Raw genomic sequence first — 26,855 nt, 5'->3', positions numbered from 1 at the left:
TCCGCTTGGGCTCGAGCATAAAGAGAGGCGTCGCCGTTGGCGGCGGCCGCGAACTCAGCGCTGGGCGGATAGGCATCCAGGTGGTCGGCGGTGGTATCGGTCATCTCGTCTCTTCTTCTCTCGCGTGCAGGCCGCACAGAGGTGACGGCGGCCACGTTCGACCCTAACCGACTGTGACCTGCGTCGTGTTTCGCCGTCTCGATCGGTGGGCGGTCGTGACGAGGCTCCCATCGGCGGCATGACCGAACCGTGAACGCGAGGTCCCCGCTGCTGTGCACTGTGTCACGTAGGGTCTCCCATTCGGATGCCCCATGTTGCCGGATTGCTAACAAGCCGAACATTCCCGCTTCGATCCGCTGACAACATCGCCCGCGATCGTTAATGTCCGATTCACCCGAGGCCGACCGTTTCCTGGGATGGGAGAAACGCGTTGCGAATCAAGACGATCACCGCGCTCGCCGTGGCGGCACTGGCCACAAGCCTCAGCCTGACCGCATGTTCCTCCGGTGGGGACAACAATTCCGACTACGTCACCGTGAACGGCGCCGAACCGCAGAATCCGTTGGTGCCCACCAATACCAACGAGAACATGGGCGGCCGCGTGGTCGACCGGCTCTGGGCGGGGCTGAAGTACTACGACGCCAACGGCACTCCGCACGACGAGATGGCGCAGTCCATCGTCACGCCGGACCGCCAGCACTACACCATCACCATCAAGCCGGACTGGACGTTCACCGACGGCACCGCGGTGACCTCGAAATCCTTTGTGGACGCGTGGAATTACGGCGCCCTGGGCACCAATGCGCAGCTGCAGAACTGGGTCTTCACCCCGATCGTCGGCTACGACGACGTCGCGGCGAATCCGCCGAAGGCACAGTCGATGTCGGGCCTGAAGGTGGTCGACGACCACACCTTCACCGTCGACCTCAAACAGCCTTCGATCGACTTCGAGCTGGAACTCGGCTTCGCGCCGTTCTATCCGCTGCCCGCCGTGGCCTACAGGGACATGAAGGCCTTCGGCGAGAATCCGATCGGCAACGGCCCCTACAAGTTCGCCGAAGCCGGTGCCTGGCAACACAATGTGCAGATCGACGTGGTGCCCAACCCGGACTACAAGGGCGGGCGGCCCGCCAAGAACAAGGGCCTGCGATTCAAGATGTACGCGAACATGGACACCGCGTACGCCGACCTGCTGCAGGGCAATCTGGACGCCCTGGACGTGATCCCGGATACCGCGCTGGCCACCTACGAGAAGGACCTGGGGGACCGGGCCATCCACAAGCCCATCGCCTACAGCCAGCACATCGGCATCCAGCCCAATGTCGCTCACTTCTCCGGACCCGAAGGGGTGTTGCGGCGCAAGGCGATTTCGATGGCCATCAACCGGGAACAGATCGCCGCCAACATCTTCCACAACACCCGCGTCCCCTGCCAGGACTTCACCGCCTTCACCCTGCCCGGCTTCCGCGCCGGCCTGCCGGGATCGGAAGTGCTGAAGTTCAATCCGGACGAGGCCAAGAAGCTGTGGGCGCAGGCCGACGCCATGTCCCCGTGGTCGGGCACCTTCCAGATCGCCTACAACTCCGACGGCGGTCATCAGGCCTGGATCGAGGCCACCGCGAACAGCATCAAGAACACCCTCGGCATCGACGCGGTCGGCGCACCCTACGCCACGTTCAAGAACATTCGCGACGAGATCGTGCACGAGAACGTGGGCAAGGCGTTCCGCTACGGCTGGCAGGGCGACTACCCGTCCATGTTCGAATACCTGACCGCGCTGTTCCTGAGCTCGTCGGAAACAAATGACGCGCACTACAGGAACCCGGAATTCGACCGGCTGCTCAACAGTGCCCTCGCCGCCGCCACACCCGAACAGGCGTATGACGGCATCGCGCAGGCGCAGACCGTGCTGTTCCGGGACATGGCCGATATTCCGATCTTCGACTACAACGTCGCGGCCGGGCGCTCGGACAAGGTGAAGCAGGCGCCGGTCTCCTGGTCGGGGCTGTTCGACTTCGAGAACATCGAGAAGTAGTCCGGCATGGTGTGGTACGTCGCCCGGCGGCTGCTCCAGATGATCCCGGTCTTCCTCGGGGCGACACTGCTCATCTACGCGATGGTCTTCCTGATCCCCGGCGACCCCATCCAGGCGCTCGCCGGGGACCGGCAGATGACCCCGGCGGTGGAGGCGTCCCTGCGCGCCCGCTACCACCTGGATCAGCCGTTCTTCATCCAATATCTGGAGTACCTGAAAGGCATTGTCACGCTGGACTTCGGGACCTCCTTCTCGGGGCGGCCGGTGCGCGAGGAGCTCGCCCGCGCGTTCCCGATCACCTTCCGGCTGTCCGTCATGGCGGTCTGCATCGAAGCGATCTTCGGCGTGACGTTCGGGCTGATCGCGGGGCTGCGCAAGGGCAAGCTCTTCGACTCCACCATGCTGGTGCTCAGCCTGGTGATCATCGCGGTGCCGATCTTCGTGGTGGGCTTCCTCGCGCAGTTCCTGCTCGGCGTGAAATGGGGCATCGCACCGGTCACCGTCGGGGCGAAGGCGAGCTTCGGAGATCTGCTGGTACCGGCGTTCGTGCTCGCATCGCTGTCGTTCGCCTACGTACTGCGGCTGACCCGGAACGCGGTGGCGGAGAACATGACCGCCGATTTCGTCCGCACCGCCACCGCCAAGGGACTGAGCCGCAGGCGGGTGATCGTGGTGCACATCCTGCGCAATTCGATGATCCCGGTGGTCACCTTCCTCGGCACCGATCTGGGCTTCCTGCTCGGCGGCGCGGTGGTCACCGAGGGCATCTTCAATATCCCCGGCGTCGGTGGCACGCTCTACCAGGCCATTACGCGTGGGGAACCGCCCACGGTGGTGGCCTTCGTGACGGTGCTGATCGTGATCCTGTTGCTGTCCAACCTGATCGTCGACCTGCTCTACGCCGCCCTCGACCCGAGGATCCGCTATGCCTGAACCCGAGGCCCGCGACAGCCGGCAACCTGCGGTCCGCGAAATGCACCGTGGCCAGGAGCATTTCGTGGCGCCGCCCGACGAGGTCCAGGTCCTGGCCACCGACACACTGGACGAGACCACCGCCCCCACCAGCGTGTGGCAGGACGCCTGGCGGCAGCTGCGGCGCAATCCCATCTTCCTCGCGGCGGCCGTGCTCATCGTGCTGGTGGTGCTGGTCGCCGTGTGGCCGCAGCTGTTCACCAGCCAGGATCCGCGCTACTGCAACGGCGATTTCAGCATGCAGAAGCCATCCGGGGCGCACTGGTTCGGCTTCGACAAGCAGGGCTGCGACATCTACGCCCGCACCATTTACGGCGCGCGCGCCTCGGTGGTGACCGGAGTCGGCGCGACCCTGATCTACGTGCTCATCGGCGGCACCCTGGGCGCGATCGCCGGATACTATGGCGGGCTGCTGGATTCGGTGGTGTCGCGGATCGCGGAGGTGTTCTACGCGCTGCCGCTCATGCTGGCCTCCATTGTGCTCATGCAGCTGCTCGCCTCGCGCACGGTGTGGACGGTCATGCTCACGCTGGCCTCGTTCAGTTGGCCGCAGGCCGCGCGCATCGTGCGCGGTGCGGTGATCGAGTCGAAGAACAGCGAGTACGTCACGGCGGCAAAGGCCCTGGGCGTCTCCAGATTCCGGACGCTGGTGCGGCACGTGCTGCCCAACTCGGCCGGGCCGCTCATCGTGGTGAGCACCATCGCGCTGGGCGTCTTCATCGTCACCGAGGCGACGCTGTCGTATCTGGGCGTCGGGCTCACTCGGCAGACCGTGTCATGGGGATCGGATATCGCCGCGGACCAGAAGGAGATTCGTACCTCGGCCATCCTGTTCTACCCGGCCGCCGCGCTCGCGCTGACCGTGCTCAGCTTCATCATGCTCGGCGACGCCGTGCGCGACGCCTTAGACCCCAAGGCCCGCAAGAGGTGAGCGCCATGACCGAACCACTGCTCGAGGTCCGCGATCTGAACGTGGCCTTCACCGCCGACCGGCGCGAGATCCCGGCGGTGCGCGGGGTGAGCCTGACCGTGTATCCGGGGCAGACCGTCGCCATCGTCGGTGAATCCGGATCCGGCAAATCGACCACCGCGCACGCCATCATCGACCTGTTGCCCGGCACCGGCCGGATCACCTCCGGCTCGGTCCTCTTCGACGGCAAGGACCTCTCGAAGGCCTCCGGCCGCGAGATCGTCGGGGTGCGCGGGCGCGGCATCGGCTTCGTGCCGCAGGACCCCATGTCCAACCTGAACCCGGTGTGGAAGGTCGGATTCCAGATCCGGGAAACCCTGGAGGCCAATGGCGTTGCCAAGGGCCGCGCCGCCCGGCAGCGGGCCGTCGAACTGCTCGCCGAGTCCGGCATGCCCGACGCCGAACGCCGCGTCAACCAGTACCCCCACGAATTCTCCGGCGGCATGCGCCAGCGCGCGCTCATCGCCATCGGGCTGTCCTGCCGGCCGAAACTGCTCATCGCCGACGAACCCACCTCGGCGCTCGACGTCACCGTGCAGCGCCAGATCCTCGACCACCTCGACGGCCTGACCACCGAACTCGGCACCGCGGTCCTGCTCATCACCCACGACCTGGGCCTGGCCGCCGAACGCGCCGAACACCTGGTCGTCATGTACCGCGGCCGCGTGGTGGAATCCGGTCCGGCACTGCAGATCCTGCGCGAACCCCAGCACCTGTACACCAAGAAACTGGTGAACTCCGCGCCCTCACTGGCCTCGCAACGGCTGTCCTCGGTACGCAAGCGGGCCGAGGTGCGGGAGCAGGCCGTCCAGGTCGCCGGGCAGCTGGCCGAGACCGACGCCGAATTCGCCAGTGCCCCAGACGATCTGCTCGTCGCCGACCGACTGACCCGGGTGTTCCGCATTCGCGGCAACGTGCCGTGGCGATCCTCCGAACTCGTTGCGGTGGACGACGTCTCGTTCACCCTGCGGCGCGGCACCACCACCGCGATCGTCGGCGAATCCGGTTCGGGCAAATCCACGGTGGCGCAGATGGTGCTGGGCCTGCTGCCGCCCACCTCCGGCCGCGTCACCTTCGACGGTCGCGAGGTGGCGACCCTGGATGCCAAGGCCGCCTTCGCTTTCCGACGCCGCGTACAGCCCGTGTTCCAGGACCCCTACGGGTCCCTCGACCCGATGTACTCCATCTACCGGACCATCGAGGAGCCGCTGCGCACCCATCGCCTCGGCACTCCGGCCGAGCGTGAGGCCACCGTGCGCGACCTGCTCGACAAGGTCTCGCTCCCGGCCTCGGTCATGCGCCGCTACCCGAACGAGCTCTCCGGCGGCCAGCGCCAGCGCGTGGCGATCGCTCGCGCCCTGGCGCTCTCCCCGGAGCTGGTGGTCTGCGACGAGGCCGTCTCCGCCCTCGACGTGCTGGTGCAGGCCCAGATCCTGCAGCTGCTCAACGAACTGCAGGCCGACCTCGGCCTCACCTACCTGTTCATCACCCACGACCTGGCCGTGGTCCGCCAGATCGCCGACGACGTCCTGGTGATGCAGGAGGGCAGGGTGGTCGAGGCCGCGTCCACCACCGAGGTGTTCGACAACCCGCAATCCGAATACACCCGCCGCCTCCTCGACGCCATCCCCGGTCGCGACCTCCTCGCGGGATGACCGCCCGGGTGTCGGCGGGCGATCCGATACCCGGCAGTAGCCTCGTACCTCGTGACCGACCCGCTGCAGCCCCTCGTCGATCTGCCCGGCGTGCGCGATGCCGCCGACAAGGCCCGTGACGCCCTCGCCGAGGTGCATCGCCACCGGGCGAACCGCCGCGGCTGGCCCACCACCGCCGCCGAGGCCGCCGTCCGGGCGGCCCGCTCCTCCGCCGCCATCGACGGCGGCACCATCGATCTCCCCGCCGACGGCCGCGTCGACGACCCGATCCTGGCCGGCTCCCTGCGCGTCGGCCAGGCCCTCGACGCCGAGGCCCTCACCAACCTGGTCGGTGTCTGGCAGCGCGCCCCGCTCCAGGCTCTCGCCCGCCTGCACCTGCTCGCCGCCGCCGACATGGTCGACGACGAACAGCAGCTGGGCCGCCCCCGCAATGTCCCCGGCGTCGCCGAGCGTCTGGACCTGCTGGTCCAGACCATCACCAGCACCAAGGCCCCCGCCCCGGTGATCGCGGCCGTGGTCCACGGCGAACTGCTCTCCCTGCGGCCCTTCGGCACCGCCGACGGCATCGTCGCCCGCGCCGCCTCCCGCCTGGTCGCCGTGTCCAGTGGCCTGGACCCGCACAGCCTCGGCGTCCCCGAAGTCTTCTGGCTCCGCCGCCGCCAGGCCTACCTCGATGCCGCGGCCGCCTTCGGCATGGGAACCCCAGAGGGCGTCGGCGGCTGGGTGATCTTCACCTGCGGCGCCCTCGAAGACGGCGCCCGCGAGGCCCGCTCGATCGCGGACGCCGCCTCGGGGTAACCCCCTGATTACGAAACTGTCTGTACGCCAAGGTTTCTCGGGGGTCCATACACGTCAAAGCGGGCGGCGTTGTCGCGAATTGCGACCTCACCGCCCGCTAGCACGGACCACCTGGTTACCAAGCGTGCTTCTCTGGTTGTGTTTTCTTCGGCCTCGGCGAGCTCTCTGGGATCCAGCGGTTCATCCCCGCATTTGATTGCGAGGCTCTTGCCGCCGATATCCCGGATAACGCAGGCCCACAACTACTGTTGCCCTTGTCGCGGCGTGCTCCGCGTGGGTGCCCGGTGTCCGTGCTGGGAAGGGTGGGATGGGAGGTCGAATCTTCTCTTCCGATCCGATCTTGGCCTTCCGTCCTTCCGTGCCTCCATTGTTACCCCGTGACCGCCGTCACATCAAGACCTGGGGAAACTTTCAAATGCTCGGCGTGTCCCGCCCTTTTTCATCCGGGCGTTTCCGGCGGGTCGGCGTCAGCGGCGCCGCCGCAGCAGCCGGTAGGTGAGGGCTCCGGCCGCCAGTGCGCCGAGCCCGACCGCGGCGGTCGCGGCCACCGTGGTGGTGGTCGGAGCCGGGATCCGCGCCCACAGCGACACCGGATTGGAGAAGGTGAGAATCGGCCAGCCGCGGGTGGTGGCCTCGCGCCGCAGGCCCCGATCCGGATTCACCGCCGTGGGGTGGCCGACCACCTCGAGCATGGGCAGATCGGTCACCGAGTCGGAGTAGGCGTAGCAGCGCGAGAGGTCGTAATCGTTTTGCACCGCAAGCTTTTCGATGGCCTCGACCTTGCCGGGGCCGTAGCAGTAGAACTCGACTTCGCCCGCGTACCTGCCGTTTTCGATGACCATACGGGTGGCGGCGAAGTGGTCCGCGCCCAGTGCCGCGGCGATCGGGGCCACCATCTCCTCGCCGGAGGCGGAGACGATCACCACGTCGTGGCCTCGAATCCGGTGGTCCGCAATGAGATCCGCGGCCTCGGCGTAGATGAGCGGGTCCACGATGTCGTGCAGGGCCTCGGCGACGATCGAGCGCACCTGGTCCACATCCCAGCCCGCGCACATCTTGGTGAGATGCTCGCGCATGCGCTCCATCTGATCGTGATCGGCGCCGGACAGCAGGAACAGGAAGTGGGCGTAGCTGCTCTCCAGCACGGCCCGCCGGCTGAGCAGGCCCTGGTCCAGGAACGGCTTGCTGAACACGAAGGCGCTCGACCTGGCGATCACCGTCTTGTCGAGATCGAAGAAGGCGGCGACTCGTCCGCGTTCGGCTGTCACGTCGTCCAGGATATGGTTCTGCGCCGCGCCACTTCATTCGGCTGGGCGGCAGGCGTGGCAGGGGTCACTGACAGACCCGGTTCATCCGGGTTAGCCAGGCGGAAGCCGAGCCGTCGGGGCGGGAAAAAGACTCGCCGGGCGGACTTGCAATCCGGCCGGGGCTTGGGTGTAGTATCGCAATTACCTGGACATGGTCCAGGCGCGTTCAGCCCGACCCCCCGGGGCTGAACCCGACGGCCCCAGCCTCCTCCCCCCCCGGCTGGGGCCGTCCTCTATATACGGATATATACGGACAGTTCCGGATCCGCTCCCGCTCCCCGAGTTCTGCACAGGCCGTGTGTTATCCACACTCGCCGTGGAGGCGCTTTCGCCGCTGCTCCGATCGGGCGACGCTGACCTGCATGAACTCCGATGCCGCTACCCCACCGGCCCTGTCGCTGGTCGCCGATCCCCGCCTGCGCGACGAGATCCGCCGCATCGCCGCCGCGGCCGACCGCCCGCTCGACGAGCGCGTACCGCCGCCGGGCCGCCACGCCTGGACCGCCGCGTCCGTGATCATCGTCGATACCGCTGCCGCACATAGCTGTGCGTCCGCCGCCCACCCCCGCCGTCCGGGGATTCTCCTGGTGACCGACGGCGAGCCCGGTTTGCTCGATTGGCAGGCCGCCACCGCGGCCGGCGCCGAACAGGTCCTGCCCCTGCCCGCCGCCGCGGACGCCTTGATCGCCGCCTTCGCCGCCCACGACGGCCGGCGCCCCGGCGACGGCGCGGTCCTCGCGGTGGCCGGCGCAGGCGCGGGATCCGGCGCCTCCGTCCTGGCCGCCGCCGTAGCCCTCACGGCCGCAGGCCGTTTCCGCGACCGCACCCTGCTGGTCGACTGCGCTCCCTACGGCGGCGGCCTCGATCTCCTTCTCGGTCTGGAGAGGGCACCGGGGCTGCGCTGGCCCGACCTCACCATCGAACACGGCCGCGTCTCCGCCCCCGCCCTGCACGAGGCGCTGCCCGCCACCGGGGGCCTGGCCGTGCTCTCCTGCGGAAGGGGTGCTCCCGCAACCGAACTCGGCGTTCTCTCGCCGAGCGCGGACCCGGTCACCCCTGGGTCCGGCTCCGTGGGCGGTGCCGCTTCCCACGCACAGCCCGCACCGACGCTTCATCCCACCACGCTCTGTTCGGACGGAACGTCCTCGCTCGCAATGGACCTCGACCGGTCCCCGTCTTGCGTGATCGCCCTCGGCGGCGGATCGGTGGCGGCGGCACTCGCGCCCGCCGCCGTACGAGCCGTCCTCGAGGGCGGCCGGGCGGCCGGTGATCTCGTGGTCGCTGACCTGTCGAGCGACCACGGGCCGCACACCGACCAAGTCCTCGATGTGGCCGATCTGGTGGTGCTGGTGACCCAGGCACGCCTGCGCTCGATTGTCGCGGCCGAATCCGCCGCTGCCTACCTGACTGCGCGAAATCCCAATGTGCGCTTGATCGTCCGGGGTCCCGCGCCCGGCGGACTCGCCCCATCCGATATCGCCGAGGCGCTCACGCTGCCGCTGCTCACCGCTGTCCCGTCGCAGCCGGGTCTGACCGAGCGCCTGGAACGCGGGGGCCTGACCGTCCGGCGTCGCGGTCCGCTTCGCACCGCCGCCGAAACCGCGTTGACCGCACTGTTTTCCGAGAGTCTCCGCTACGGCCGGCCTCCCGGCGGCCCGGGGCCCTCGTGGTGGCGCATCGCCCGCGCGCACGGTTCGACCTGTGGTTCTCCGCTGCCGGAACCCACGGGAGCCCGGAAATGACGGTGGCACAGGACAACCGGTCGTCTCGGATCTCCGCCGCCGCCACGGCGTGGCCGCGGCGGGGACCCTCGTTGGGGATGTGGTCCGACGTGCGGGGCTCGCGAGCGGTCCGATCGCCGAGCACGTCCGGCTCGGCCGGGCGGGTCGGGTACTGCCGAATCGGGTCCGGACGGGATTGCCGCTGGCTGGCCGTCGGTCTCGAGGTGCGCGATGAGTGAGCTGGTGACGACCGAGCTGCTGGAGCGGGTGCGGGAGCGGCTGGCGGACGGGGCGGCGGATCCGGATCCGGCGCGGGTGGCGGCGGCCATTCGGGCCGAGGCCGGCGGGGTGCTCGCGGACACGGATCTGTTGCGGGCCTTGCGATTGCTGCAGACCGAGATGACCGGCGCGGGCGTGCTGGAGCCGCTGCTGCACGACCCCGAGGTGGCCGATGTGCTGGTCACCGGGCCGGATTCGGTGTGGGTCGATAGGGGGCGGGGCCTGCGACGTGCCTCGGTGCGGTTTCCGGACGAGGCGGCGGTGCGGCGGCTGGCACAACGATTGGCCCTGGCGGCCGGGCGGCGGCTGGATGATGCGCAGCCATGGGTGGACGGACGGCTGGCGGGAACCGAAGCGGCATCGGGGGATTCCTTCGGAGTGCGGTTGCACGCGGTGCTGTCGCCGATCGCGCACGGCGGCACCTGCCTGTCGTTGCGCGTGCTGCGCCCGGCCACCCAGGGTTTGGACGCGCTGGCCGCGGCCGGTGCGGTGCCGCCGGATGCGAAGCTTCTGCTGGAGCACATCATTCGTGCCCGGCTCGCCTTCCTGGTGGTCGGTGGCACCGGCGCGGGTAAGACCACACTGTTGTCGGGCCTGCTGGCCAAGGTGGCCCCGGCCGAGCGGATCATCTGCGTCGAGGACGCGGCCGAGCTCGCGCCACCGCATCCACATGTGGTCCGCCTGGTCGCCCGCCCCGCCAATGTCGAGGGCGCGGGTCAAGTCACCGTCCGCGATCTGGTGCGCCAGGCGCTCCGCATGCGGCCGGATCGCATTGTGGTGGGGGAGGTTCGGGGCGCCGAGGTCGTCGACCTGCTGACCGCGCTCAATACCGGCCACGACGGTGGAGCTGGGACCGTGCACGCCAATTCACCCGGCGAGGTCCCGGCCCGGCTGGAGGCGCTCGCGGCCCTGGGCGGCATGCCGCCGCCCGCCCTCCACAGTCAGCTGGCCGCCGCCATCCAGGTGATCCTGCACGTCCACCGGCGGCCCGACGGCCGTCGCGCGCTCCGCGAAATCGGCGTGGTCACCCCGGTCGACGGCCGGGTGCGGATCGTACCCGCATGGACCGCCGACACCGGTCCCACCCCGGGCGCTGTGCCCCTCAGGAAACTCCTCGACGAAAGGATTCCAGATGATCCCCGCGAGTGAAGACTGCCCGGGCTCGTGCGGTCGCCCTCGGCCCCGGTCGAATTCGCCGCTCCACGGTTCGATTCCGCCCTCCGGTACCGACTTGGATCGGCTGTGCTGCAATCCTTTTGGCCTGCGCGGATCGCGACTCCCGGGATTGCGGTTGGCATGGTGTGATGGCTGTTGCCGGTCGGATGTCACCGATTCGATTGCCGCCGAAGATGATCCGGGCTCGGCGCAGTCCGGAGGTGACTGATGGGATCCGGCTTCGGACCACACGCGCTCGCACCGGCCTGCCTCGCGCTGGCGCTGCTCGTGGTGCCTCCCCCTATCGCTCGACGACGCATGTCGCGACTGTTCACGCTTCGCGATCGCGGGCGAAAGTCACGGCGCAGCTGGATGATTCGCGTTGCGCCATTGTCCGCCGTGTCCCTGGTGTTCCTCGTCGGCCCCGGTCCGGTGGTGGCCGCGGTGCTGGTGGCGGCCACTGTCCTGATTCGCTACCGCCGCACGAGGCGAGAGCGGCACCGGGGAATCGAGATCGCACAACTGCTCGAGGGTCTGGAGGCGGTAATCGGGGAGCTGCGGATCGGCGCACATCCGAGCGCCGCGGCCCAGGTGGCGGCGCATGAGATCGCGGGCGATGTGGCACGGGCCTTCGCGGTCAGCGCGGCGCGGAGCCGATTGGGCGGGTCCGGCGCGGAGGGCCTGCGGCGTCACGACTCGGTGGTGGCGCGGGAACTGTCCCGAGTGGCCGGGGCCTGGCGGGTGGCCGAGCGGCACGGGCTCGCCCTGGCTGAGCTGCTGGCCGCTGCGCGTTCGGATCTACTGGGCCGCAAGCGCTTCCGGGACCGCACGTCCGCGGCGCTGGCCGGGGCCCGGGCGACCGCCGTGGTGCTGGCGCTGCTGCCCGTGCTCGGCCTCGGCCTGGGCGAGCTGATGGGTGCGTCCCCGCTGCGTGTGCTGTTGCTGTCCTCGGCGGGCACGCTGCTGCTGCCCCTGGGGTCCGCCCTGACGTGCGCCGGTCTGCTGTGGGCCGATGCCATCACCGACAAGGTGCTGCGATGACTCCGTCCGTGGCCGCGGTGCTGGCGGCGATCGCGGTGCTCATGCTGCCGGGCCGGACCGGTGCGGTCCGCCGGCTGCACCGCTTGCGGGACCCGGCGCACGGTAATCCAAGGCCGCGGGGGCAGTTCCGGGCCGAGCCGGATCCGCTCGGGGTCGCCTCCGCCCTCGATCTGCTGGCGGCGTGCCTGCGTGCCGGACTGCCCACCGCCTCCGCCGCCGCCGCGGTCGCGTCCGAGGCTCCCGATCCACTGGCCTCGACCCTGCGCCGGGTTGCCGACCTGCTGGCGCTGGGCGCGGATCCGGCCATCGCGTGGGAGCAGGCCACGGCCGGCTCGGCCGATGAGACGGTGACGGCCCTGGCGCGGCTGGCCCGCCGGTCGGCGCGCTCGGGAACCGGATTGGCCACGGCCGTGGCCGAATTGGCGGAGCGCCGCCGGGGCGAGCTCGAGGATATGGCCGCGGCCCGGGCCGAGCGCGCCGGGGTGCTGATCGGCGGCCCGCTCGGCCTCTGCTTCCTGCCCGCCTTCCTGTGCCTGGGAATCGTTCCGGTAGTGATCGGCCTGGCGGGCCGGGTGCTGGAAGGCGGTCTGCTGTGACCGACGGGGGCCTCGAGGTTCACGACTGTGCCGGCGCGGATCCGCCGTGCCGGAGTGAGGGAAGGAACGAGCATGGGAACGACCGTCCGAAACCTGCTCTGGGAACTGCGGACCCGGCTGCTGCACGCCGCGACCGCCGACCACGGCATGAGCACCGCCGAATACGCGATCGGGACGATCGCGGCCGCCGCCTTCGGGGCGGTGCTGTACACCGTCGTGACCGGCGACAGCATTGTGAGCGCCCTGACCAAGATCATCGACAAGGCGCTGAAGACTCCCGTCAAGTGACGTATGCCTCACCGCCTCTCCATGTCGAGGCGGGCATGGCGACCGTGGAGGCGGCCATAGCGCTGGCCGCCCTCGTCGCGGCGCTGGTCTTGGGCGTCGGCGCCCTGCTGGCGGTATCGGCGCAGGTGCGTTGTGTCGATGCCGCCCGCGAGGCGGCCCGTCTCGCCGCCCGAGGTGATACCGACGTCGGCGTCTCCACCGCCCGCCGGGTCGCACCGCCCGGCGCCCGGGTCGTCGTCCGCACCGAGGGTGACCTGGTCGTGGCCGAGGTGAGTGCCCGCGCTGCCCTCGTTCCGGTCACCCTGCACGCGGCGGCGGTGGCGGCGCGGGAACCCGGAGCATCTCGATGAGATGCGCGACCGTGGATCGGGCTGGGAGCGAGGCGGGCGGAGTGACCGTGACCGCGTGCCTGGCCGTGATCGGCCTGCTGGCTGTTGCGGTCCTGATTGCCCAGGTCGGCGTGGCGGTGGCGGCCCGGCACCGGGTGCAGGCCGCCGCGGATATGAGTGCGCTGGCCGCCGCCGGTGCATTGGATGGCGGCGTATCCGCCGCGTGCGGCCGGGCTGCGGGCGTCGCGGGCCGAATGGGTGTGCGACTGGTCGGATGCGTGGTGCTGGGCTGGGACGTGACGGTGACGGTTGCCGGGCGGGTATCGCTGGGCCCGCTGGGGGAGCGGGACGTGCGCGCGGCCGCGCGGGCGGGCCCGTCGGACGAGCCGAGGTAGCGAGGCAATATCTAGTACCGAGCGGTTGGTTAGAAATGTGATGGCGCAGGCCACATCAGTGGTCGATCAATGTCGAAATTCGATGAATGCGAGAGAGGAATAGATTGGGTATCGATTGCTTTCCAATTCGTTCCCGGAGACTCATTCGAATGAATGCACAGGTAAATCCGGGAGCGGCATTATCGAACGGAGCAATCCCTCAGTTAACAGGATGGCATCCCTTTTTAATCGACTTGGGTCTCCACCGTGTCGTCGCCACCTCTCAGCATCCGGATTCCGCCCGATATCAGCCAGCTGACAAGGCCGACCGGTTGGTCGTGTGGCGCTTCGATTTCGCGGCGGAGACGGCCGTGTCACGGTTCGGGATATCCGTCGTCATCTTCCCCGAGTTCGGCCAGCACGGCCCGCAGTAGCCGGGCCGCGCCGGCCTTGTCCAGCGGGTTGTTTCCGTTGCCGCACTTGGGTGACTGCACGCAGGACGGGCACCCGCGCGCGCACGCGCAGGACTCGATGGCGCCCAGCGTGGCCGTCAGCCATTGGCGCAGCCGGACAAAACCGCGCTCGGCGAAGCCCGCCCCGCCCGGATGCCCGTCGTAGACGAACACCGTGGGCAGTCCGGTGTCGGCGTGTTCGGCGGTCGACACGCCGCCGATATCCCACCGATCGCAGGTCGCCACCAGTGGCAGCATGCCGATCGCGGCGTGTTCGGCCGCGTGCAGCGCGCCCGCGGTGTGTCGCGCGTCGATCCCGGCCCGGGCCAGCAGGTCCGGCGTGACCGTATAGAACACGGCCCGGGTGGGCAGCGTCTGCGCCGGCAGGTCCAGCGGCACCAGGTCCAGCACCTCGCCGCTGGGCAGCCGGCGCAGGTACGCGACCACCTGGCGGGTCACCAGCACCTGCGCCGAAGCCGTTGTGACCGAGCCGTATCGGCGCTCCTCGGTCACCGCCTCGATCTCCAGTGAGGTGACCACCCGCGCGCTGGTGCTCCAGCCCGGCGTGTCGGCGTGCACCAGCGCGACGCCCTCCTCGAGGTCCAGCTCGTCGACCACATAGCTCTCGCCCTGATGCAGGTGCACCGCGCCCGGATGCAACGTGGCAGGAGCACGCCCGGCGTCGGTGGTGCCCAGCATGCGGCCCGACTCGCCGTCCACCACCGCCACCGCGGTGCCGATGCCGCCGCGCACATCCACCGCGTCGTGCGGATGCGCGTCCGCGGTCACGAACCAGCGCGCCGACCCGTCCCGCGCCACGCCCGCACGCCGCCGGATCAAACCCAGTTCGGCCAGGTCGGACAGCAGTTCCCAGGCGTGGAAGGCATGTACCTCGGCATCGCTGAGCGGCTGTTCCATGGCCGCGCACAGCAGATGCGGCCCGAGCACGTACGGATTGTGCGGGTCGGTGATCGTGGCTTCCAGCGGCCGTCCGAGCAGCGCCTGCGGGTGATGCACGAGGTAGGTGTCCAGCGGGTCGTCCCGCGCGATGAGCAGTACCAGCGACCCCTGGGTGCGTCGCCCGGCGCGCCCGGCCTGCTGCCAGAACGAGGCGACCGTCCCCGGATATCCCGCCACCACAACGGCATCCAGCCCGGCGATGTCCACGCCCAGTTCCAGGGCATTCGTGGTGGCCGCGCCCAGCAGCGAGCCGTCCGAGAGCGCCGCCTCCAGCGCCCGCCGGTCCTCGGCCAGATACCCGGCCCGATAAGCCGCGACACGCCCGGGGAGCTCGGCATCCACCTCCGCCAGCAGTCGCCGCGTGTCCATGGCGACCAGTTCGGCACTGCGCCGCGACCGCACGAAGGTCAGCGTGCGCGCCCCCTCGACCACCAGATCCGCCATCACGGTGGCGGCCTCGGCCCCTGCCGAACGCCGCACGGCCGCACCGTTTTCCCCGGTCACGCCGCTGCCGAGCAGCGGCGGCTCCCACAGCGCCACGGTCCTCGCGCCCTGCGGCGACCCGTCGTCGGTGACCGCAACACACGGTGCGCCGATCAGCTTTTCGGCGGTGGCCGCCGGATCGGACGTGGTCGCCGAGCACAGCACGAAAACCGGATCCGCCCCGTAGCGCTCGGCGAGTCGCCGTAACCGGCGCAGCACCAGCGCCACGTGCGAGCCGAAAACCCCGCGATAGATATGACATTCGTCGACCACGATGTATTTGAGCTGACGCAACAATCGCGCCCATCGCTGATGGGACCGCAGCATTCCGACGTGCAGCATGTCCGGATTGGTGAACACCCATCGCGCATGCGCCCGCACCCACTGCCGGACTTCCGCCGGCGTATCGCCGTCATACGGCGCGGGATGAATGGTGCGCAGTGGATCTTCGCTGGTCAGCTCGTTGACCATGCGTAGCTGATCGGCGCCCAGCGCCTTGGTCGGCGACAGATAGAGCGCCGTGGCCCGCGGATCCTGTTGCAGCGCGGTCAATACCGGCAGCTGATATGCCAGCGATTTCCCGGACGCCGTCCCGGTCGACACCACCACGTGCCGCCCCGCCGCGGCCAGTTCCGCGGCCCGGCTCTGGTGGCTCCACGGCTCCGCGACCCCGGCCGCCTGAACTGCGGCGATGACATCCGGAGATATCCATTCGGGCCACTTCGTGATCTGCGCCGCGCGCGGCGGTAGCTCGCTGACATGGGTGAGTCGGGAGTCACCAGAAACAGGGCTATTTAGGACACGATTCAGCAACGATCTTCCGTAGCTGATGTCGCTGTTGTCTCCGGATCGATGCATCGGATCTCCGCCATTCATCGAAGCGTCACCGCGCCACGCCCAACGGGTGCGAAACGTGTGTGCGCCCGCAGCCCCACCTGCCATTTCACTGCAGAGTAGCGACCTGCCTCACACCCCGTTTGCCAGATGCTCGCTCTGTTATCCGGAAGCAAACCAACTTCAAGTACGGATTTGGGCATTATGCCCCTCACCTGCACATTCGCAAGATCAACTTTTTTGCAAATTGTGGGTAACTCTGCTGTTGAATTCCCGGAAGACATGGTTCACTGGTTCCTGGTCGCAAGCTTCTGTGTTCGAGGGAACGGATCGAAAGTCCAAACCATCAGCAGGATCGATGTTGCGAACGGTGTACTAGATGCTTTCCTGCAGGGGGAACAGAGTACAGCGGTCTCAACGGACCCGGTGGATGAACCCAGTTGTCCGCCGTTCCGGTATGGAAAGAGAAGGAACAGAATGGCACAGGGAACTGTGAAGTGGTTCAACGCGGAGAAGGGGTTCGGCTTCATCGCGCCCGAGGACGGCTCAGCTGACGTCTTCGTCCACTACTCCGAGATCCAGGGGTCGGGCTTCCGCACCCTCGAGGAGAACCAGAAGGTCGAGTTCGAGGTTGGTCAGGGCACCAAGGGCCCGCAGGCCACCGGTGTTCGCGCGCTCTCCTGAGCGAGCCAACCCCTCAGGTTCCGTCCCCCATCGCCCCCGGCGGTGGGGGACGACCCATATCTGGACCCATTACACTCGATCACGATCAGGGGCTACATCGTCGCCGTGCACCAGCCACGGCCTTCGAACACGGTATAAACGTTGCTGGCAGCGATATCGGACATCGCAGCCGTTTGCCCCAGCCGCGTAGAGCGCGTACACCAGCGCCCACGCGGATCGAGACGAAAGGTGTGTTCGCCGGTGGCAACACGAGACCGCGGTGCAGCGCCGAACCCCCAGGCAGCGCCCGACCAGGGCCGTTCCCTGCGTCGTCTCGTGATTGTCGAGTCGCCGACGAAGGCCAAGAAAATCGCCCCCTACCTGGGCCGCGGCTATGTCGTGGAGGCCTCGGTCGGCCATATTCGGGACCTGCCGCGGGGTGCGGCGGATGTGCCCGCCAAATACAAGGGACAGCAGTGGGCGCGGCTCGGCGTGGATGTCGATCACGATTTCGAGCCCATCTATGTGGTCAGCCCCGATAAGAAGGGGAAGGTCAGTGAGCTGAAGAGCCTGCTGGCCGACGCCGACGAGCTCTACCTCGCCACCGACCCCGACCGTGAGGGCGAGGCCATCGCTTGGCACCTGCTGGAGACGCTCAAGCCCAAGGTGCCGGTGCGGCGCATGGTGTTCCACGAGATCACCGAGCCCGCCATCCAGGCCGCCGCGGCAGATACCCGTGAGCTGGACAAAGATCTGGTCGACGCGCAGGAGACGCGGCGCATCCTGGACCGGCTCTACGGCTACGAGGTCTCGCCGGTGCTGTGGAAGAAGGTCATGCCGCGGCTGTCGGCGGGCCGGGTGCAGTCGGTGGCGACCCGCGTCATCGTGCAGCGCGAGCGGGAGCGCATGGCGTTCCGGTCCGCGGAGTACTGGGATATCGCGGCCAAGCTGGATGCCGGCGGGCGCGGGCAGGAGGACGGCGGGAATCCGCGGGTCTTCGGTGCGCGGCTGGTGAGTGTCGAGGGCGCTCGCGTGGCGACCGGTCGCGATTTCGGATCCGACGGGCAGCTGAAATCGCAGGGTGTCGTCGTGCTCGACGCCGGATATGCGCAGCGGCTGGCGGAATCGCTGCACGGGGTGGATCTCACGGTCGCCTCGGTGGAATCCAAGCCGTACACGCGAAAGCCGTACGCGCCGTTCATGACCTCGACGCTGCAGCAGGAGGCCGCGCGCAAACTGCGTTTCACCTCCGAGCGCACCATGCGGGTGGCGCAGCGGCTGTACGAGAACGGTTACATCACTTATATGCGTACCGACTCGACGACTTTGTCGGAGTCGGCGATTCAGGCGGCCCGGGCTCAGGCCACGCAGTTGTACGGCGCGGAATACGTGAGTCCCACGCCGCGGCAGTACACCCGCAAGGTCAAGAATGCGCAGGAGGCGCACGAGGCCATTCGTCCCGCGGGCGACACCTTCGCCACGCCGGGACAGTTGCACGCCAAGCTCGACGGCGACGAATTCCGTTTGTATGAGCTGATCTGGCAGCGCACGGTGGCCTCGCAGATGCAGGATGCGCGCGGCACCACGCTGACGGTGCGCATTACCGGTATCGCGAATACCGGTGAAGAGTGTGTGTTTTCGGCGTCCGGCCGGACGATCACCTTCGCGGGATTCCTCAAGGCGTATGTGGAGAGTGTCGACGAGGAGGCGGGCGGCCAGTCCGACGACGCCGAATCGCGGCTGCCGGCGCTGACCGAGGGCCAGGGCGTGACGGCCATCGAGCTCGAGCCGGATGGACACACCACCAATCCGCCGGCACGCTTCACCGAAGCTTCGTTGATCAAGGCGCTGGAAGATCTCGGCATCGGCCGTCCTTCCACCTACTCCTCGATCATCAAGACGATTCTCGACCGCGGCTATGTGTACAAGCGCGGCAGTGCGCTGGTGCCGTCGTGGGTGGCGTTCGCGGTGATCGGGCTACTGGAGGACCACTTCGGGCGGCTGGTGGACTTCGACTTCACCGCGGCCATGGAGGACGATCTCGACGCCATCGCCGGTGGCCGCGAGCAGCGCGGAAACTGGTTGTCCTCCTTCTATTTCGGTGGCGATCACGGTGTCGAGGGTTCGGTGGCGCGGTCGGGCGGCCTGAAAAAGATGGTGGGCGAACGACTCGACGGCATCGATGCGCGAGAAGTCAACTCCATCAAGCTCTTCAGTGATGACGAGGGCCGTGATGTGGTGGTCCGGGTCGGCAAGTTCGGGCCGTACCTGGAGCGCATGGTCGTCAATCCCGATGACCCGGACGGGAATCCGGTGTCGCAGCGGGCCAACCTGCCCGACGACCTGCCGCCGGACGAGCTGTCCCCCGAGGTTGCGGAGAAGCTGTTCGCGACGCCGCAGGAAGGTCGCTCGCTGGGCACCGATCCGGCAACGGGGCACGAAATCGTCGCCAAGGAAGGGCGTTTCGGCCCGTACGTCACCGAGATCCTGCCGGAACCGGCGGAGGATCTGGACACCACGGCGAAGAAGACCGCGAAGAAGGCCGCCGACAAGCCGAAACCGCGTACCGGGTCGCTGTTCAAGTCCATGAGCGTGGAGTCGGTGACCCTGGACGACGCGCTCAAGCTGCTGTCGCTGCCGCGTGTGGTGGGTGTGGACCCGGCCTCCGGGGACGAGATCACCGCGCAGAACGGGCGGTACGGGCCGTATCTGAAGAAGGGCACGGATTCGCGCTCGCTCACCGGTGAGGATCAGATCTTCACGGTGACGCTGGAGGACGCGCTCAAGATCTACGCCGAGCCCAAGCGACGCGGCGGGCAGTCGGCCAGTGCGCCGCCGCTGCGTGAACTGGGTGTCGACCCGGTGTCGGAGAAGCCGATGGTGATCAAGGACGGGCGGTTCGGCCCGTATGTCACCGACGGTGAGACCAATGCCAGCCTGCGCAAGGGCGACGAGGTCGAATCCATCACCGACGCACGGGCTTCGGAGCTGCTGGCGGACCGGCGGGCGCGCGGGCCGGTGAAGAAGGCCGCGAAGAAGACCGCCAAGAAGGCGGCCGCGAAGAAGACCGCGGTGGCCAAGACCGTGGTCAAGAAGGCGGCGGCCAAGAAGGCGGCGGCCAAGACGGCCGACGGCGTCACCACCAAGAAGGCAGCGGCGGCCAAGAAGACCCCGGCCAAGAAGGTGGCGGCGAAGAAGACCGCGGCCTCGCAGTCCTGACCTGATCGAAGCGCCCCTGTCACGACAGGGGCGCTGTGCTTTTCGGCCCGTGTTTCTGTCGGTGGCCTGCCGTAGCGTGTAATCCGGAACACGCACCAGCGGAAGGACATTCGATGACCGTCGACCATGAGCGTGAAGAACTGATCAAGATCCTGGACAGCCAGCGCGAGCTGTTCCGGATCACCGTCCGCGGCATCGACGACGAACAGGCGCGTCAGCGCACCACGGTCAGTGAACTCACCCTCGGCGGTCTGCTCAGCCATACGGTGAATATCGAGCGCCACTGGACCACCATCCTCGTCGAGCGCGACCCGAACTCCGAATTCGATGTGTCCCGAATGGATTCCGAGTATCGGCTGGACCCGGAGCAGACGGTCGCCGGCCTGCTGGCCGAGTGGGAGATGGTGGCCGAGCACACCGGCAAGCTGATCCGGGAGCTACCCAACCTCGAGGATGCGGTGCCGACGCCGACCGCACCCTGGGCGCCGGAGCGGAAGTGGCTGACCGTGCGCTACATCCTGCTGCACATCTTGCGGGAGATCACACACCACTCCGGGCACGCGGACATCATCCGCGAGGCCCTGGACGGCGCGAACACGACATATCAGCGCGCGAACTGACTCCCGGCCGGGCTGTCGGGGGTGACGGCTAAGGTGGTCGGCGTGGCGGGTGTCTTCGATCGGCTGGTCGGCCAGGGTGCGGTCGAGTCCGAGTTGACGGCTGCGGCGGTGGCGGCGCGGGGTGGGGCCGGATCGTCGTCGGCCATGACGCATTCATGGTTGTTCACCGGGCCGCCCGGGTCGGGGCGTTCGGTGGCGGCGCTGTGCTTCGCGGCGGCGCTGCAGTGCACGGACGAGGAGACGCCCGGGTGCGGTCGGTGCCATGCGTGCACGACCACCATGGCCGGGACGCACGGCGATGTGCGGCGGGTGGTGCCGGAGGGTTTGAGCATCGGCACCAAGGAGATGCGCGAGATCGTGCAGGTGGCGTCGCGGCGGCCGAGTACCGGTCGGTGGCAGGTGGTCGTGGTCGAGGACGCCGACCGGTTGACCGAGGCGGCGGGCAATGTGCTGCTGAAGGTGGTGGAGGAGCCGCCGGAGCGCACGGTGTTCCTGCTGTGCGCGCCGTCGGTGGATCCCGAGGACATCTCGGTGACGCTGCGATCCCGGTGCAGGCACGTGCATCTGGCGACGCCGTCGGCGGATTCGATCGCGCGGGTGCTGCACGAGCGGGACGGGCTGGACCAGAAGACCGCCGGCTGGGCGGCCTCGATCAGCGGCGGACATGTCGGGCGCGCTCGGCGGCTGGCCACCGACGACCAGGCGCGGGCCCGGCGCAAACGAGCCTTGGCGCTGGTCACGGCGACCGCCCGGCCCGCGGCGGCGTATGCGGCCGCCGATGAACTGGTGAAGTCGGCCGATGACGAAGCCAAGCAGGTCAGTGCCGAGCGGGACGGGAAGGAACGCGAGGAACTGGCCACCGCGCTGGGTGCGGGCGGCACCGGTAAGGGCACGGCCTCGGCCACCCGCGGCTCCGCCGGTGCGCTGAAAGACCTGGAGAAACGCCAGAAGTCGCGGGCCACCCGCACCGGACGCGATGCCCTGGACCGGGCCCTGATCGATGTCGCGGGCCTGTACCGGGACGCGCTCGCGGTCCGATTCGGCGCGGCCACCGCGGATTCCTCCTCCGGCGTGACCCTCACCCACCCGGACATGGCCGACCAGATTCGCGAACTCGCGACCGATGTCCGCCCCGAGGGCCTGCTGCTCTCCATCCAGGCCGTCCTCGATTGCCGCGCGGCCCTCGAAACCAATGTGAAGCCCCGTTTTGCCCTCGCCGCCATGGTCGCGGCCCTGATGGCGGCCCGTTCCGCCTGACCACACCGTGTCTCCGGTCACCATGAGCTCCCGTTTTCGCGATTTGGGCGCGAGACGATAGACTCGCACCGCCGGAAGGCACGCCGCCTTAGCTCAGTCGGTAGAGCGCTTCACTCGTAATGAAAAGGTCGGGGGTTCGATTCCCCCAGGCGGCTCCAGGTCAGAGACCAAATCCACTCCCCGTCAGGGGAGTTGGGCACCCCCAATGTGCCAAGAGTGTGCCAACTCTCGGGAAATCCCCTTCATCGGGCTAGGACCCGAATGCGGCCGTGCCCGCCGCCACCAAGTCCTCACCCTGGACCACGGAATAGACCGACAGGGACATGGACGGGTCGTGCCCGTGCCAGGCCGCCACGATGTGAACCGGAATCCCCAGCGCCAGCATGAGACTCACCGAGGAGTTCCGAAGGCCCTTCAGTTGGATACGCCGCAGCCCCGCCGCCCGCGAGATTCGCTGGAACTCATCGCTGTAGCGCTCTGGGCGCAGCGGTGCGCCCGCTTCGTCCACCACGATCAGCCGGTCATCGGACCATGGGATACCCAGAGCCAGGCATTCGGCCCGCTGTACCTTCTTCAGGCCGCGTAGCGCGGCGGCCAGTTCGGCGGGCGGCGGGAGGTCGCGCCGGGAGCGCCGCGACTTGGGCAGGTTCTCCTCCGTGGTCGTGCCGACCGCAACCCGGCCCCGGCGGACCTTCAGCGCGGCATCGGAGAAACGGGTCCACCTCATGCCCAGCACCTCCGAGCGGCGCATGCCGTAGGTGGACATCAGCCAGGCCGCGTACAAGCGGTGCGCCTGCGCCTCCTGGCGGAAGCGTTGGACTTCCGCGACCGTCCAAGCCTTCGGGTCGTCGGTGTCTTCGTCGTCGTCCCGGTCGTCGATCTCGTCGGCCGGGCGCTCCGCCAGCGCCACCACATTGCGGGGGATTCGGCCCTCGTCCACGTAGCTCTGAACCATCATGGACAGCGCCGTCAGGGTGGACCGCACGGTCACGGGCTTCACGCCGCGCGGCTGCGCGCCGTCCGCCGTCTCCGCCACCGCGTACACACCGCGCGAGACCCGCCGGATACGGTCTGCCTTCAGCAGTGCCGACAGGCGGGTGTGAACATCCTGACCGGGGAACTGAGCCTGAATCGTCTGCACCGACACGCCATCGGTGTGCAGCGCGACGAAGGCGCATACTCGCGAGGACAAGGACTCGGGGTCCACCTTGGCCCGCTGGTTCACGCGCCCGGCCGTCAGCATCCAATCGACCAGCTTGTCTACGTCCGCCTTGGTCAGCTGCGCGAGCTTGCGCCCGCCGAAGTAGCGCCGCGCTGGCTTGAGGTGGTTGCGGGTGTTGGCGGCCGAGACACCCCGGCGGAAGCGCCGCCCGGTCAGCCATTCCTCGCACGCTTCGTCCACGGTCAGCGTCAGCTGGTGGACGTAGGTACCCGCCGCCACCTCCGAGGAGATCCGCCGGTACTCGCGCCGAGCGGTGGTCTGGGTGTCGTAGGTGAACCGCTGGCGGTCGCGGGAACCGTCAGGCTTGACACCGACGTCCAGCTGAAACGTCCACGTCACGGTCCCGTTCTTGGCAGTGCGCTTGTCGATCGGTTCGGCACGCCGGCCGCGCTTCTTGGCGGTTTCTGAGTCCGTCATTGCCTCGAATCTTCCTGTTGCCGTGATGATTTCGGGTTAGGCGATTTCTGCTCATGGTCGGTGGGTTCGTCATGGATCACTGCGCCGGGTAGTGCGCGGAGTTCCTTTAAGGTTTGTTCGAGATAGCTTTGATCGGCCCCGAGTTGGGCGACGATAGCTTGAACTCCGCTGGGCGCAACCTTTTCGAGTTCGGCGATCAAGTTGGCCTTCAACCGGATTGCCCGACGTAGTTCGTTGCGCCGCCGAGACAGGCTGACCGGCTTTTGCCCCTCATACAGGGCGATTGCCTTTTCTGCCGCGGCCTCCCATTCCTTGCTGGGCGGATCTGTCCGCGGTTCGAGTGCTGCCGGGGGAGCGAGTATTACTTCGCCGGAGAACCATGTAGCGGCCGTGAAGGAGTCCAGGTGGGTGCCGGGCAAGATCTCCGTCTGTCCGTCCGGGTAGGCGGGGAACATCAGCCGTATCGGCGGTACCGATAGCGCCCAGGCGATCACGGTCAGCTCGGCGATCGTCACGTACTTACGTCGCCGGTTCTCGATGTCGGAGATGGCGGACCGAGAAACCTTGTAGCCCAACGCTTCTGTCTGATCGGACAGCCATTGCGCGGATCGATCTCCACGCAGAGTCCGTATCGCGTCGCCGATCGCCGCAACCTGCTCGTTAGCCCAATCTTTTTGAGTCATACAACGCAAGTTATCAGATTATTGACTCCATGGCGTTGGAGCGGGTATCAGTTGGGGCTATGAGACATGACTACCTGGACGTTCTCCGGCGGCTGGACGCTGGTGAACCCACCATCTCGATCGAAGACCTCGGAGTGATCCTGAGCCTCGGTCGTTCCACCGCTTACAACGCTGTCAAGGACGGTCAGGTCCCGGCGATCAAAGTGCGTGGGCGGTACCGCATTCCGAGCGCGTGGGTTCGCCAGCTACTTCAGCTGGAGGGCCACACCGGACCCGATCGGTTGCTGGCCGGGGGAGTGGGGGCCGCATGATTTCGGCGGCGGTTGCCAATGACGACGTAGCCCCCGCTGTTGTTCCCGTAGTTGGCGCTATGGGCAGCGGGGGGAGTCACTCCGGAGGTTTCCAGGAACCAGAGTCCGCGCTGACTGTACCGGCCGTTTGCGTTCGGTGGCCGTCTGTTCGGCGAACGGGGCGCGTGCGGGCGGTTGGGGTGGTGGCTGTCGAGTGAGCGCGTACGAGCGGCTGGTGACCGCGTTCCAGTCCAAAGGGCTCGAGGTCGATGATCGTGGTGATCACGGGGCCGGACAGACGCCGGGACATGGCAGCGGCGATCGGGGCACTACGTTTCAGCGCACCGAGACCGGTGTGGTGATGTTCGTTCACAACGGGGAAAGGGATCAGGTTCTGGCTGATCTCGGCCTGAGTATGGGTGACCTGTTCGATTCACCGCGTACGCCCTACCGGTATGACGACGGCCGTATGGTGACTCGGTTCTACTCCAACGGGAAGAAGACGTTCACTCAGACCGGCAACAAGTCCGGGCGCGCGTTGTTCAATGTCGAGAACCTGCCTGCGGATTTGACGGTCCCGGTGTACGTGGTCGAAGGCGAACAGGATGTGATCGCGGCGCGGTCGATCGGTGTGGCGGCGGTGTCGCAGGCACAAGGGGCAGCGACACCGCCGGATCGGGCAGATTGGTCGCTTTTGCGGGGTCGGCCGGTGGTCGTGGTCGCCGACGCTGACGAGCCGGGCCGGGCGAGAGCGGACGCAGTATCCAAGCACCTTGTTTCGGTCGCGGGGTCGGTCAGGATTGCCGCTGCCAGGGACGGGAAGGATCTGGCCGATCATGTGGCCGCCGGCCACCGTGTAGAGGATCTGGTGACCGTTGCCGAGGTCCGTGCGCCGCGCCGGTTGGCGATCACCCGAGGATCTCAGGTGGCTGTGAAGCGGGTGCGGTGGGTGCTGGCGGACTGGATACCGGCCGGGGCGCTGACGCTGCTCGCAGGACGTGAGGGTCTGGGGAAGTCCACCATCGCAGTATCGCTGTGTGCACAGGTCACACGGGGCAGTCTCGAAGGCGGGGAATGGGCGGGCGTTCCGCGCAACGTGCTTTACGTCCATACCGAGGACGCGCGCGAGTTCACTGTCGTGCCCCGGCTCAAAGCCGCAGGGGCGGACATGGATCGAGTGTTGTTCGTGGACGTGGAGACCGAGCTGACCGGTACCGGGATGCTCGTGTTGCCCTTGGATACCGGGTTGCTTGAGCAGTTGATTACCGACCATGACGTGTCGTTCGTAGTTCTGGACGCGGCGACCTCGGCCATGGCCTCGGAGCTGTCGGGCAAGGACGACCGGGCGGTACGCCAGTATCTCGAGCCACTGGCACAGTTAGCGGCGCGGCGTGAGTGCGTGGTGCTGGGGCTGTGCCATTTCGGCAAGCGCGACGGTAACGACACCGGGAAACTCATCCTCGGGTCCATCGCATGGTCGCAAGTGGCCCGCTCGGTGCTGTCGGTGGCTCACGATGACGACACCGGCAATCTGGTTGTGACGAACACCAAGGGCAATCTCGCGCCGCGTACCCGGTCGATGGAGGCGGTGATCGAATCGACGACCGTGGCCGCCGAGGACGGCGACGCCGAGGTGGGTGTGATGCGCTGGCTCGGTGAGACTGACCGCGACGCACGTGAGTTGCTGTCCGGGTCGGCCGAGGACGGCGAGGCGATCGAACGTTCTGAGGCCGAGAGGGTGATACTCGCGTATCTGGAGGATCACGGTGGGTCGGCTCCGGCAGGTGATGTGCTCAAGCATGCACGGTCGGTCGGGCTGAATGACAACGTCGCCAAGAAAGCTCGGATCAAGGCCAAGGTTCGAACCGAACGTCAGGGCTTCGGCAAGGGCGCATCGTGGGTGTGGACCATCGATGCGCCCATAGATTCCATAGGTTCGCACTCACGTGAACGAGAACCTATGGAATCAATGGTGGAATCTTCGCCGCCTTCGGCGGTGCCGGGACCTATGAGTGTGCCTGGGCTACCGGGGTTGCGTCCAATAGCGTGGTGTAGCAGCAGCATTGGATGCTGAGCTTGTCGCAATCCCCGGACAGCAGGGTGGCCACCGCGTGATCCTTCAGAACACCTACCAAGTCGCTCCGAAGGAAGAAGACCACGCGATGACCAATATTGAGCCTATCGACCCGGGCAAGCTCCTGTCCGAGCAACTGGGCGCGGCGAGCCCGGATCTAC

At 67.9% G+C, this 26,855-nt stretch carries 22 protein-coding genes and 1 tRNA gene; 19 read left to right on the top strand and 4 right to left on the bottom strand.

Annotated features, from left to right (window positions below):
• Positions 1 to 430: 430 nt before the first annotated feature.
• Genes ACIRRA_RS42085 through ACIRRA_RS42065 form a run of 5 tightly spaced genes read left to right on the top strand, consistent with a single transcriptional unit; the run spans position 431 to position 6,430 of the window.
• Positions 431 to 2,035, top strand: coding sequence for an ABC transporter substrate-binding protein (locus ACIRRA_RS42085; protein ID WP_402780398.1), 1,605 nt, complete (start codon positions 431 to 433; stop codon positions 2,033 to 2,035).
• Between the two features lie 6 nt (positions 2,036 to 2,041).
• Positions 2,042 to 2,968, top strand: coding sequence for an ABC transporter permease (locus tag ACIRRA_RS42080; protein ID WP_356998562.1), 927 nt, complete (start codon positions 2,042 to 2,044; stop codon positions 2,966 to 2,968).
• A complete protein-coding gene (locus ACIRRA_RS42075) occupies positions 2,961 to 3,938 on the top strand; it encodes an ABC transporter permease (protein ID WP_402780395.1) in 978 nt (325 codons plus the stop codon). Before ACIRRA_RS42080 ends, ACIRRA_RS42075 begins: the two co-directional genes overlap by 8 nt.
• A 5-nt stretch (positions 3,939 to 3,943) precedes the next feature.
• Entirely contained in the window at positions 3,944 to 5,632 is a 1,689-nt protein-coding gene (locus ACIRRA_RS42070) for an ABC transporter ATP-binding protein (RefSeq protein WP_402780393.1), read from the top strand.
• A 51-nt stretch (positions 5,633 to 5,683) separates the two neighbouring features.
• Positions 5,684 to 6,430, top strand: a complete 747-nt coding sequence (locus ACIRRA_RS42065) for an oxidoreductase (RefSeq protein WP_356998568.1) — start codon at positions 5,684 to 5,686, stop codon at positions 6,428 to 6,430.
• Between the two features lie 467 nt (positions 6,431 to 6,897).
• Here the strand turns inward: ACIRRA_RS42065 and ACIRRA_RS42060 are convergent, their stop codons facing one another.
• Positions 6,898 to 7,698, bottom strand: a complete 801-nt coding sequence (locus ACIRRA_RS42060) for an HAD family hydrolase (protein ID WP_402780391.1) — start codon at positions 7,696 to 7,698, stop codon at positions 6,898 to 6,900.
• A 401-nt stretch (positions 7,699 to 8,099) separates the two neighbouring features.
• Between ACIRRA_RS42060 and ssd the strand changes: the two genes are divergently transcribed.
• From ssd to ACIRRA_RS42025, 7 genes are all read left to right on the top strand, one after another.
• Positions 8,100 to 9,479, top strand: a complete 1,380-nt coding sequence (gene ssd / locus ACIRRA_RS42055; RefSeq protein ID WP_402780389.1) for a septum site-determining protein Ssd — start codon at positions 8,100 to 8,102, stop codon at positions 9,477 to 9,479.
• A 210-nt stretch (positions 9,480 to 9,689) separates the two neighbouring features.
• Entirely contained in the window at positions 9,690 to 10,886 is a 1,197-nt protein-coding gene (locus ACIRRA_RS42050; RefSeq protein WP_402780387.1) for a TadA family conjugal transfer-associated ATPase, read from the top strand.
• A gap of 234 nt (positions 10,887 to 11,120) precedes the next feature.
• Positions 11,121 to 11,933: a type II secretion system F family protein gene (locus ACIRRA_RS42045; RefSeq protein WP_402780385.1), complete on the top strand. Its 813-nt coding sequence runs from the start codon at positions 11,121 to 11,123 to the stop codon at positions 11,931 to 11,933.
• Positions 11,930 to 12,529, top strand: coding sequence for a type II secretion system F family protein (locus ACIRRA_RS42040; protein WP_402780383.1), 600 nt, complete (start codon positions 11,930 to 11,932; stop codon positions 12,527 to 12,529). The genes ACIRRA_RS42045 and ACIRRA_RS42040 overlap by 4 nt, the downstream gene beginning before the upstream one ends.
• A 72-nt stretch (positions 12,530 to 12,601) precedes the next feature.
• A complete protein-coding gene (locus tag ACIRRA_RS42035; protein ID WP_402780381.1) occupies positions 12,602 to 12,817 on the top strand; it encodes a DUF4244 domain-containing protein in 216 nt (71 codons plus the stop codon).
• 35 nt (positions 12,818 to 12,852) lie between these two features.
• The gene (locus ACIRRA_RS42030) at positions 12,853 to 13,167 is read left to right on the top strand and encodes a TadE family type IV pilus minor pilin (RefSeq protein ID WP_402780379.1); all 315 of its coding nucleotides are present in this window, start codon (positions 12,853 to 12,855) and stop codon (positions 13,165 to 13,167) included.
• Between the two features lie 41 nt (positions 13,168 to 13,208).
• Complete coding sequence (locus ACIRRA_RS42025; protein WP_402780377.1) at positions 13,209 to 13,541, top strand: Rv3654c family TadE-like protein; 333 nt, start codon at positions 13,209 to 13,211, stop codon at positions 13,539 to 13,541.
• A gap of 353 nt (positions 13,542 to 13,894) precedes the next feature.
• On the opposite strand, the gene ACIRRA_RS42020 is transcribed toward ACIRRA_RS42025, so the two are convergent.
• Positions 13,895 to 16,273 carry a DEAD/DEAH box helicase gene (locus tag ACIRRA_RS42020; protein WP_402780375.1) on the bottom strand — a complete coding sequence of 793 codons (2,379 nt, stop codon included), beginning with the start codon at positions 16,271 to 16,273 and terminating at the stop codon, positions 13,895 to 13,897.
• Between the two features lie 453 nt (positions 16,274 to 16,726).
• Here ACIRRA_RS42020 and ACIRRA_RS42015 point away from each other — a divergent pair, with 453 nt between their 5' ends.
• The 5 genes from ACIRRA_RS42015 (at position 16,727) to ACIRRA_RS41995 (ending at position 22,166) form a co-directional block, all read left to right on the top strand.
• The gene (locus tag ACIRRA_RS42015; protein ID WP_011206895.1) at positions 16,727 to 16,933 is read left to right on the top strand and encodes a cold-shock protein; all 207 of its coding nucleotides are present in this window, start codon (positions 16,727 to 16,729) and stop codon (positions 16,931 to 16,933) included.
• 315 nt (positions 16,934 to 17,248) lie between these two features.
• A complete protein-coding gene (gene topA / locus ACIRRA_RS42010; protein WP_402780400.1) occupies positions 17,249 to 20,131 on the top strand; it encodes a type I DNA topoisomerase in 2,883 nt (960 codons plus the stop codon).
• 113 nt (positions 20,132 to 20,244) lie between these two features.
• Positions 20,245 to 20,751: a DinB family protein gene (locus ACIRRA_RS42005; RefSeq protein ID WP_402780363.1), complete on the top strand. Its 507-nt coding sequence runs from the start codon at positions 20,245 to 20,247 to the stop codon at positions 20,749 to 20,751.
• 42 nt (positions 20,752 to 20,793) lie between these two features.
• A complete protein-coding gene (locus tag ACIRRA_RS42000) occupies positions 20,794 to 22,008 on the top strand; it encodes a DNA polymerase III subunit delta' (RefSeq protein WP_402780361.1) in 1,215 nt (404 codons plus the stop codon).
• Positions 22,009 to 22,090: 82 nt separating this feature from the next.
• A tRNA-Thr gene (locus ACIRRA_RS41995) sits at positions 22,091 to 22,166 on the top strand.
• A 92-nt stretch (positions 22,167 to 22,258) separates the two neighbouring features.
• On the opposite strand, the gene ACIRRA_RS41990 is transcribed toward ACIRRA_RS41995, so the two are convergent.
• Positions 22,259 to 23,647 carry a site-specific integrase gene (locus ACIRRA_RS41990; protein WP_402780359.1) on the bottom strand — a complete coding sequence of 463 codons (1,389 nt, stop codon included), beginning with the start codon at positions 23,645 to 23,647 and terminating at the stop codon, positions 22,259 to 22,261.
• Positions 23,644 to 24,330 carry a hypothetical protein gene (locus ACIRRA_RS41985; protein WP_402780357.1) on the bottom strand — a complete coding sequence of 229 codons (687 nt, stop codon included), beginning with the start codon at positions 24,328 to 24,330 and terminating at the stop codon, positions 23,644 to 23,646. Before ACIRRA_RS41985 ends, ACIRRA_RS41990 begins: the two co-directional genes overlap by 4 nt.
• Positions 24,331 to 24,389: 59 nt before the next feature.
• On the opposite strand from ACIRRA_RS41985, the gene ACIRRA_RS41980 reads away from it, so the two are divergent.
• A complete protein-coding gene (locus ACIRRA_RS41980) occupies positions 24,390 to 24,641 on the top strand; it encodes a helix-turn-helix domain-containing protein (protein ID WP_402780355.1) in 252 nt (83 codons plus the stop codon).
• 193 nt (positions 24,642 to 24,834) lie between these two features.
• Positions 24,835 to 26,694, top strand: coding sequence for an AAA family ATPase (locus tag ACIRRA_RS41975; RefSeq protein ID WP_402780353.1), 1,860 nt, complete (start codon positions 24,835 to 24,837; stop codon positions 26,692 to 26,694).
• The last annotated feature ends 161 nt before the right edge of the window (positions 26,695 to 26,855 follow it).

The sequence above is a fragment of the Nocardia sp. NPDC101769 genome (assembly GCF_044766925.1).
Lineage (GTDB): Bacteria > Actinomycetota > Actinomycetes > Mycobacteriales > Mycobacteriaceae > Nocardia.
This window is presented reverse-complemented; position numbering and strand designations above follow the sequence as displayed.

What these genes read in the sequence shown, in the direction of transcription:
- ACIRRA_RS42080 (WP_356998562.1), top strand. Translation starts at nt 2,042, where the DNA reads ATGGTGTGGTACGTCGCCCGGCGGCTGCTCCAGATGATCCCGGTCTTC.
- ACIRRA_RS42075 (WP_402780395.1), top strand. Translation starts at nt 2,961, where the DNA reads ATGCCTGAACCCGAGGCCCGCGACAGCCGGCAACCTGCGGTCCGCGAA.
- ACIRRA_RS42070 (WP_402780393.1), top strand. Translation starts at nt 3,944, where the DNA reads ATGACCGAACCACTGCTCGAGGTCCGCGATCTGAACGTGGCCTTCACC.
- ssd (WP_402780389.1), top strand. Translation starts at nt 8,100, where the DNA reads ATGAACTCCGATGCCGCTACCCCACCGGCCCTGTCGCTGGTCGCCGAT.
- ACIRRA_RS42050 (WP_402780387.1), top strand. Translation starts at nt 9,690, where the DNA reads ATGAGTGAGCTGGTGACGACCGAGCTGCTGGAGCGGGTGCGGGAGCGG.
- ACIRRA_RS42045 (WP_402780385.1), top strand. Translation starts at nt 11,121, where the DNA reads ATGGGATCCGGCTTCGGACCACACGCGCTCGCACCGGCCTGCCTCGCG.
- ACIRRA_RS42040 (WP_402780383.1), top strand. Translation starts at nt 11,930, where the DNA reads ATGACTCCGTCCGTGGCCGCGGTGCTGGCGGCGATCGCGGTGCTCATG.
- ACIRRA_RS42035 (WP_402780381.1), top strand. Translation starts at nt 12,602, where the DNA reads ATGGGAACGACCGTCCGAAACCTGCTCTGGGAACTGCGGACCCGGCTG.
- ACIRRA_RS42030 (WP_402780379.1), top strand. Translation starts at nt 12,853, where the DNA reads ATGGCGACCGTGGAGGCGGCCATAGCGCTGGCCGCCCTCGTCGCGGCG.
- ACIRRA_RS42020 (WP_402780375.1), bottom strand. Translation starts at nt 16,273, where the DNA reads ATGCATCGATCCGGAGACAACAGCGACATCAGCTACGGAAGATCGTTG.
- ACIRRA_RS42015 (WP_011206895.1), top strand. Translation starts at nt 16,727, where the DNA reads ATGGCACAGGGAACTGTGAAGTGGTTCAACGCGGAGAAGGGGTTCGGC.
- ACIRRA_RS42005 (WP_402780363.1), top strand. Translation starts at nt 20,245, where the DNA reads ATGACCGTCGACCATGAGCGTGAAGAACTGATCAAGATCCTGGACAGC.
- ACIRRA_RS41990 (WP_402780359.1), bottom strand. Translation starts at nt 23,647, where the DNA reads ATGACGGACTCAGAAACCGCCAAGAAGCGCGGCCGGCGTGCCGAACCG.
- ACIRRA_RS41985 (WP_402780357.1), bottom strand. Translation starts at nt 24,330, where the DNA reads ATGACTCAAAAAGATTGGGCTAACGAGCAGGTTGCGGCGATCGGCGAC.
- ACIRRA_RS41980 (WP_402780355.1), top strand. Translation starts at nt 24,390, where the DNA reads ATGAGACATGACTACCTGGACGTTCTCCGGCGGCTGGACGCTGGTGAA.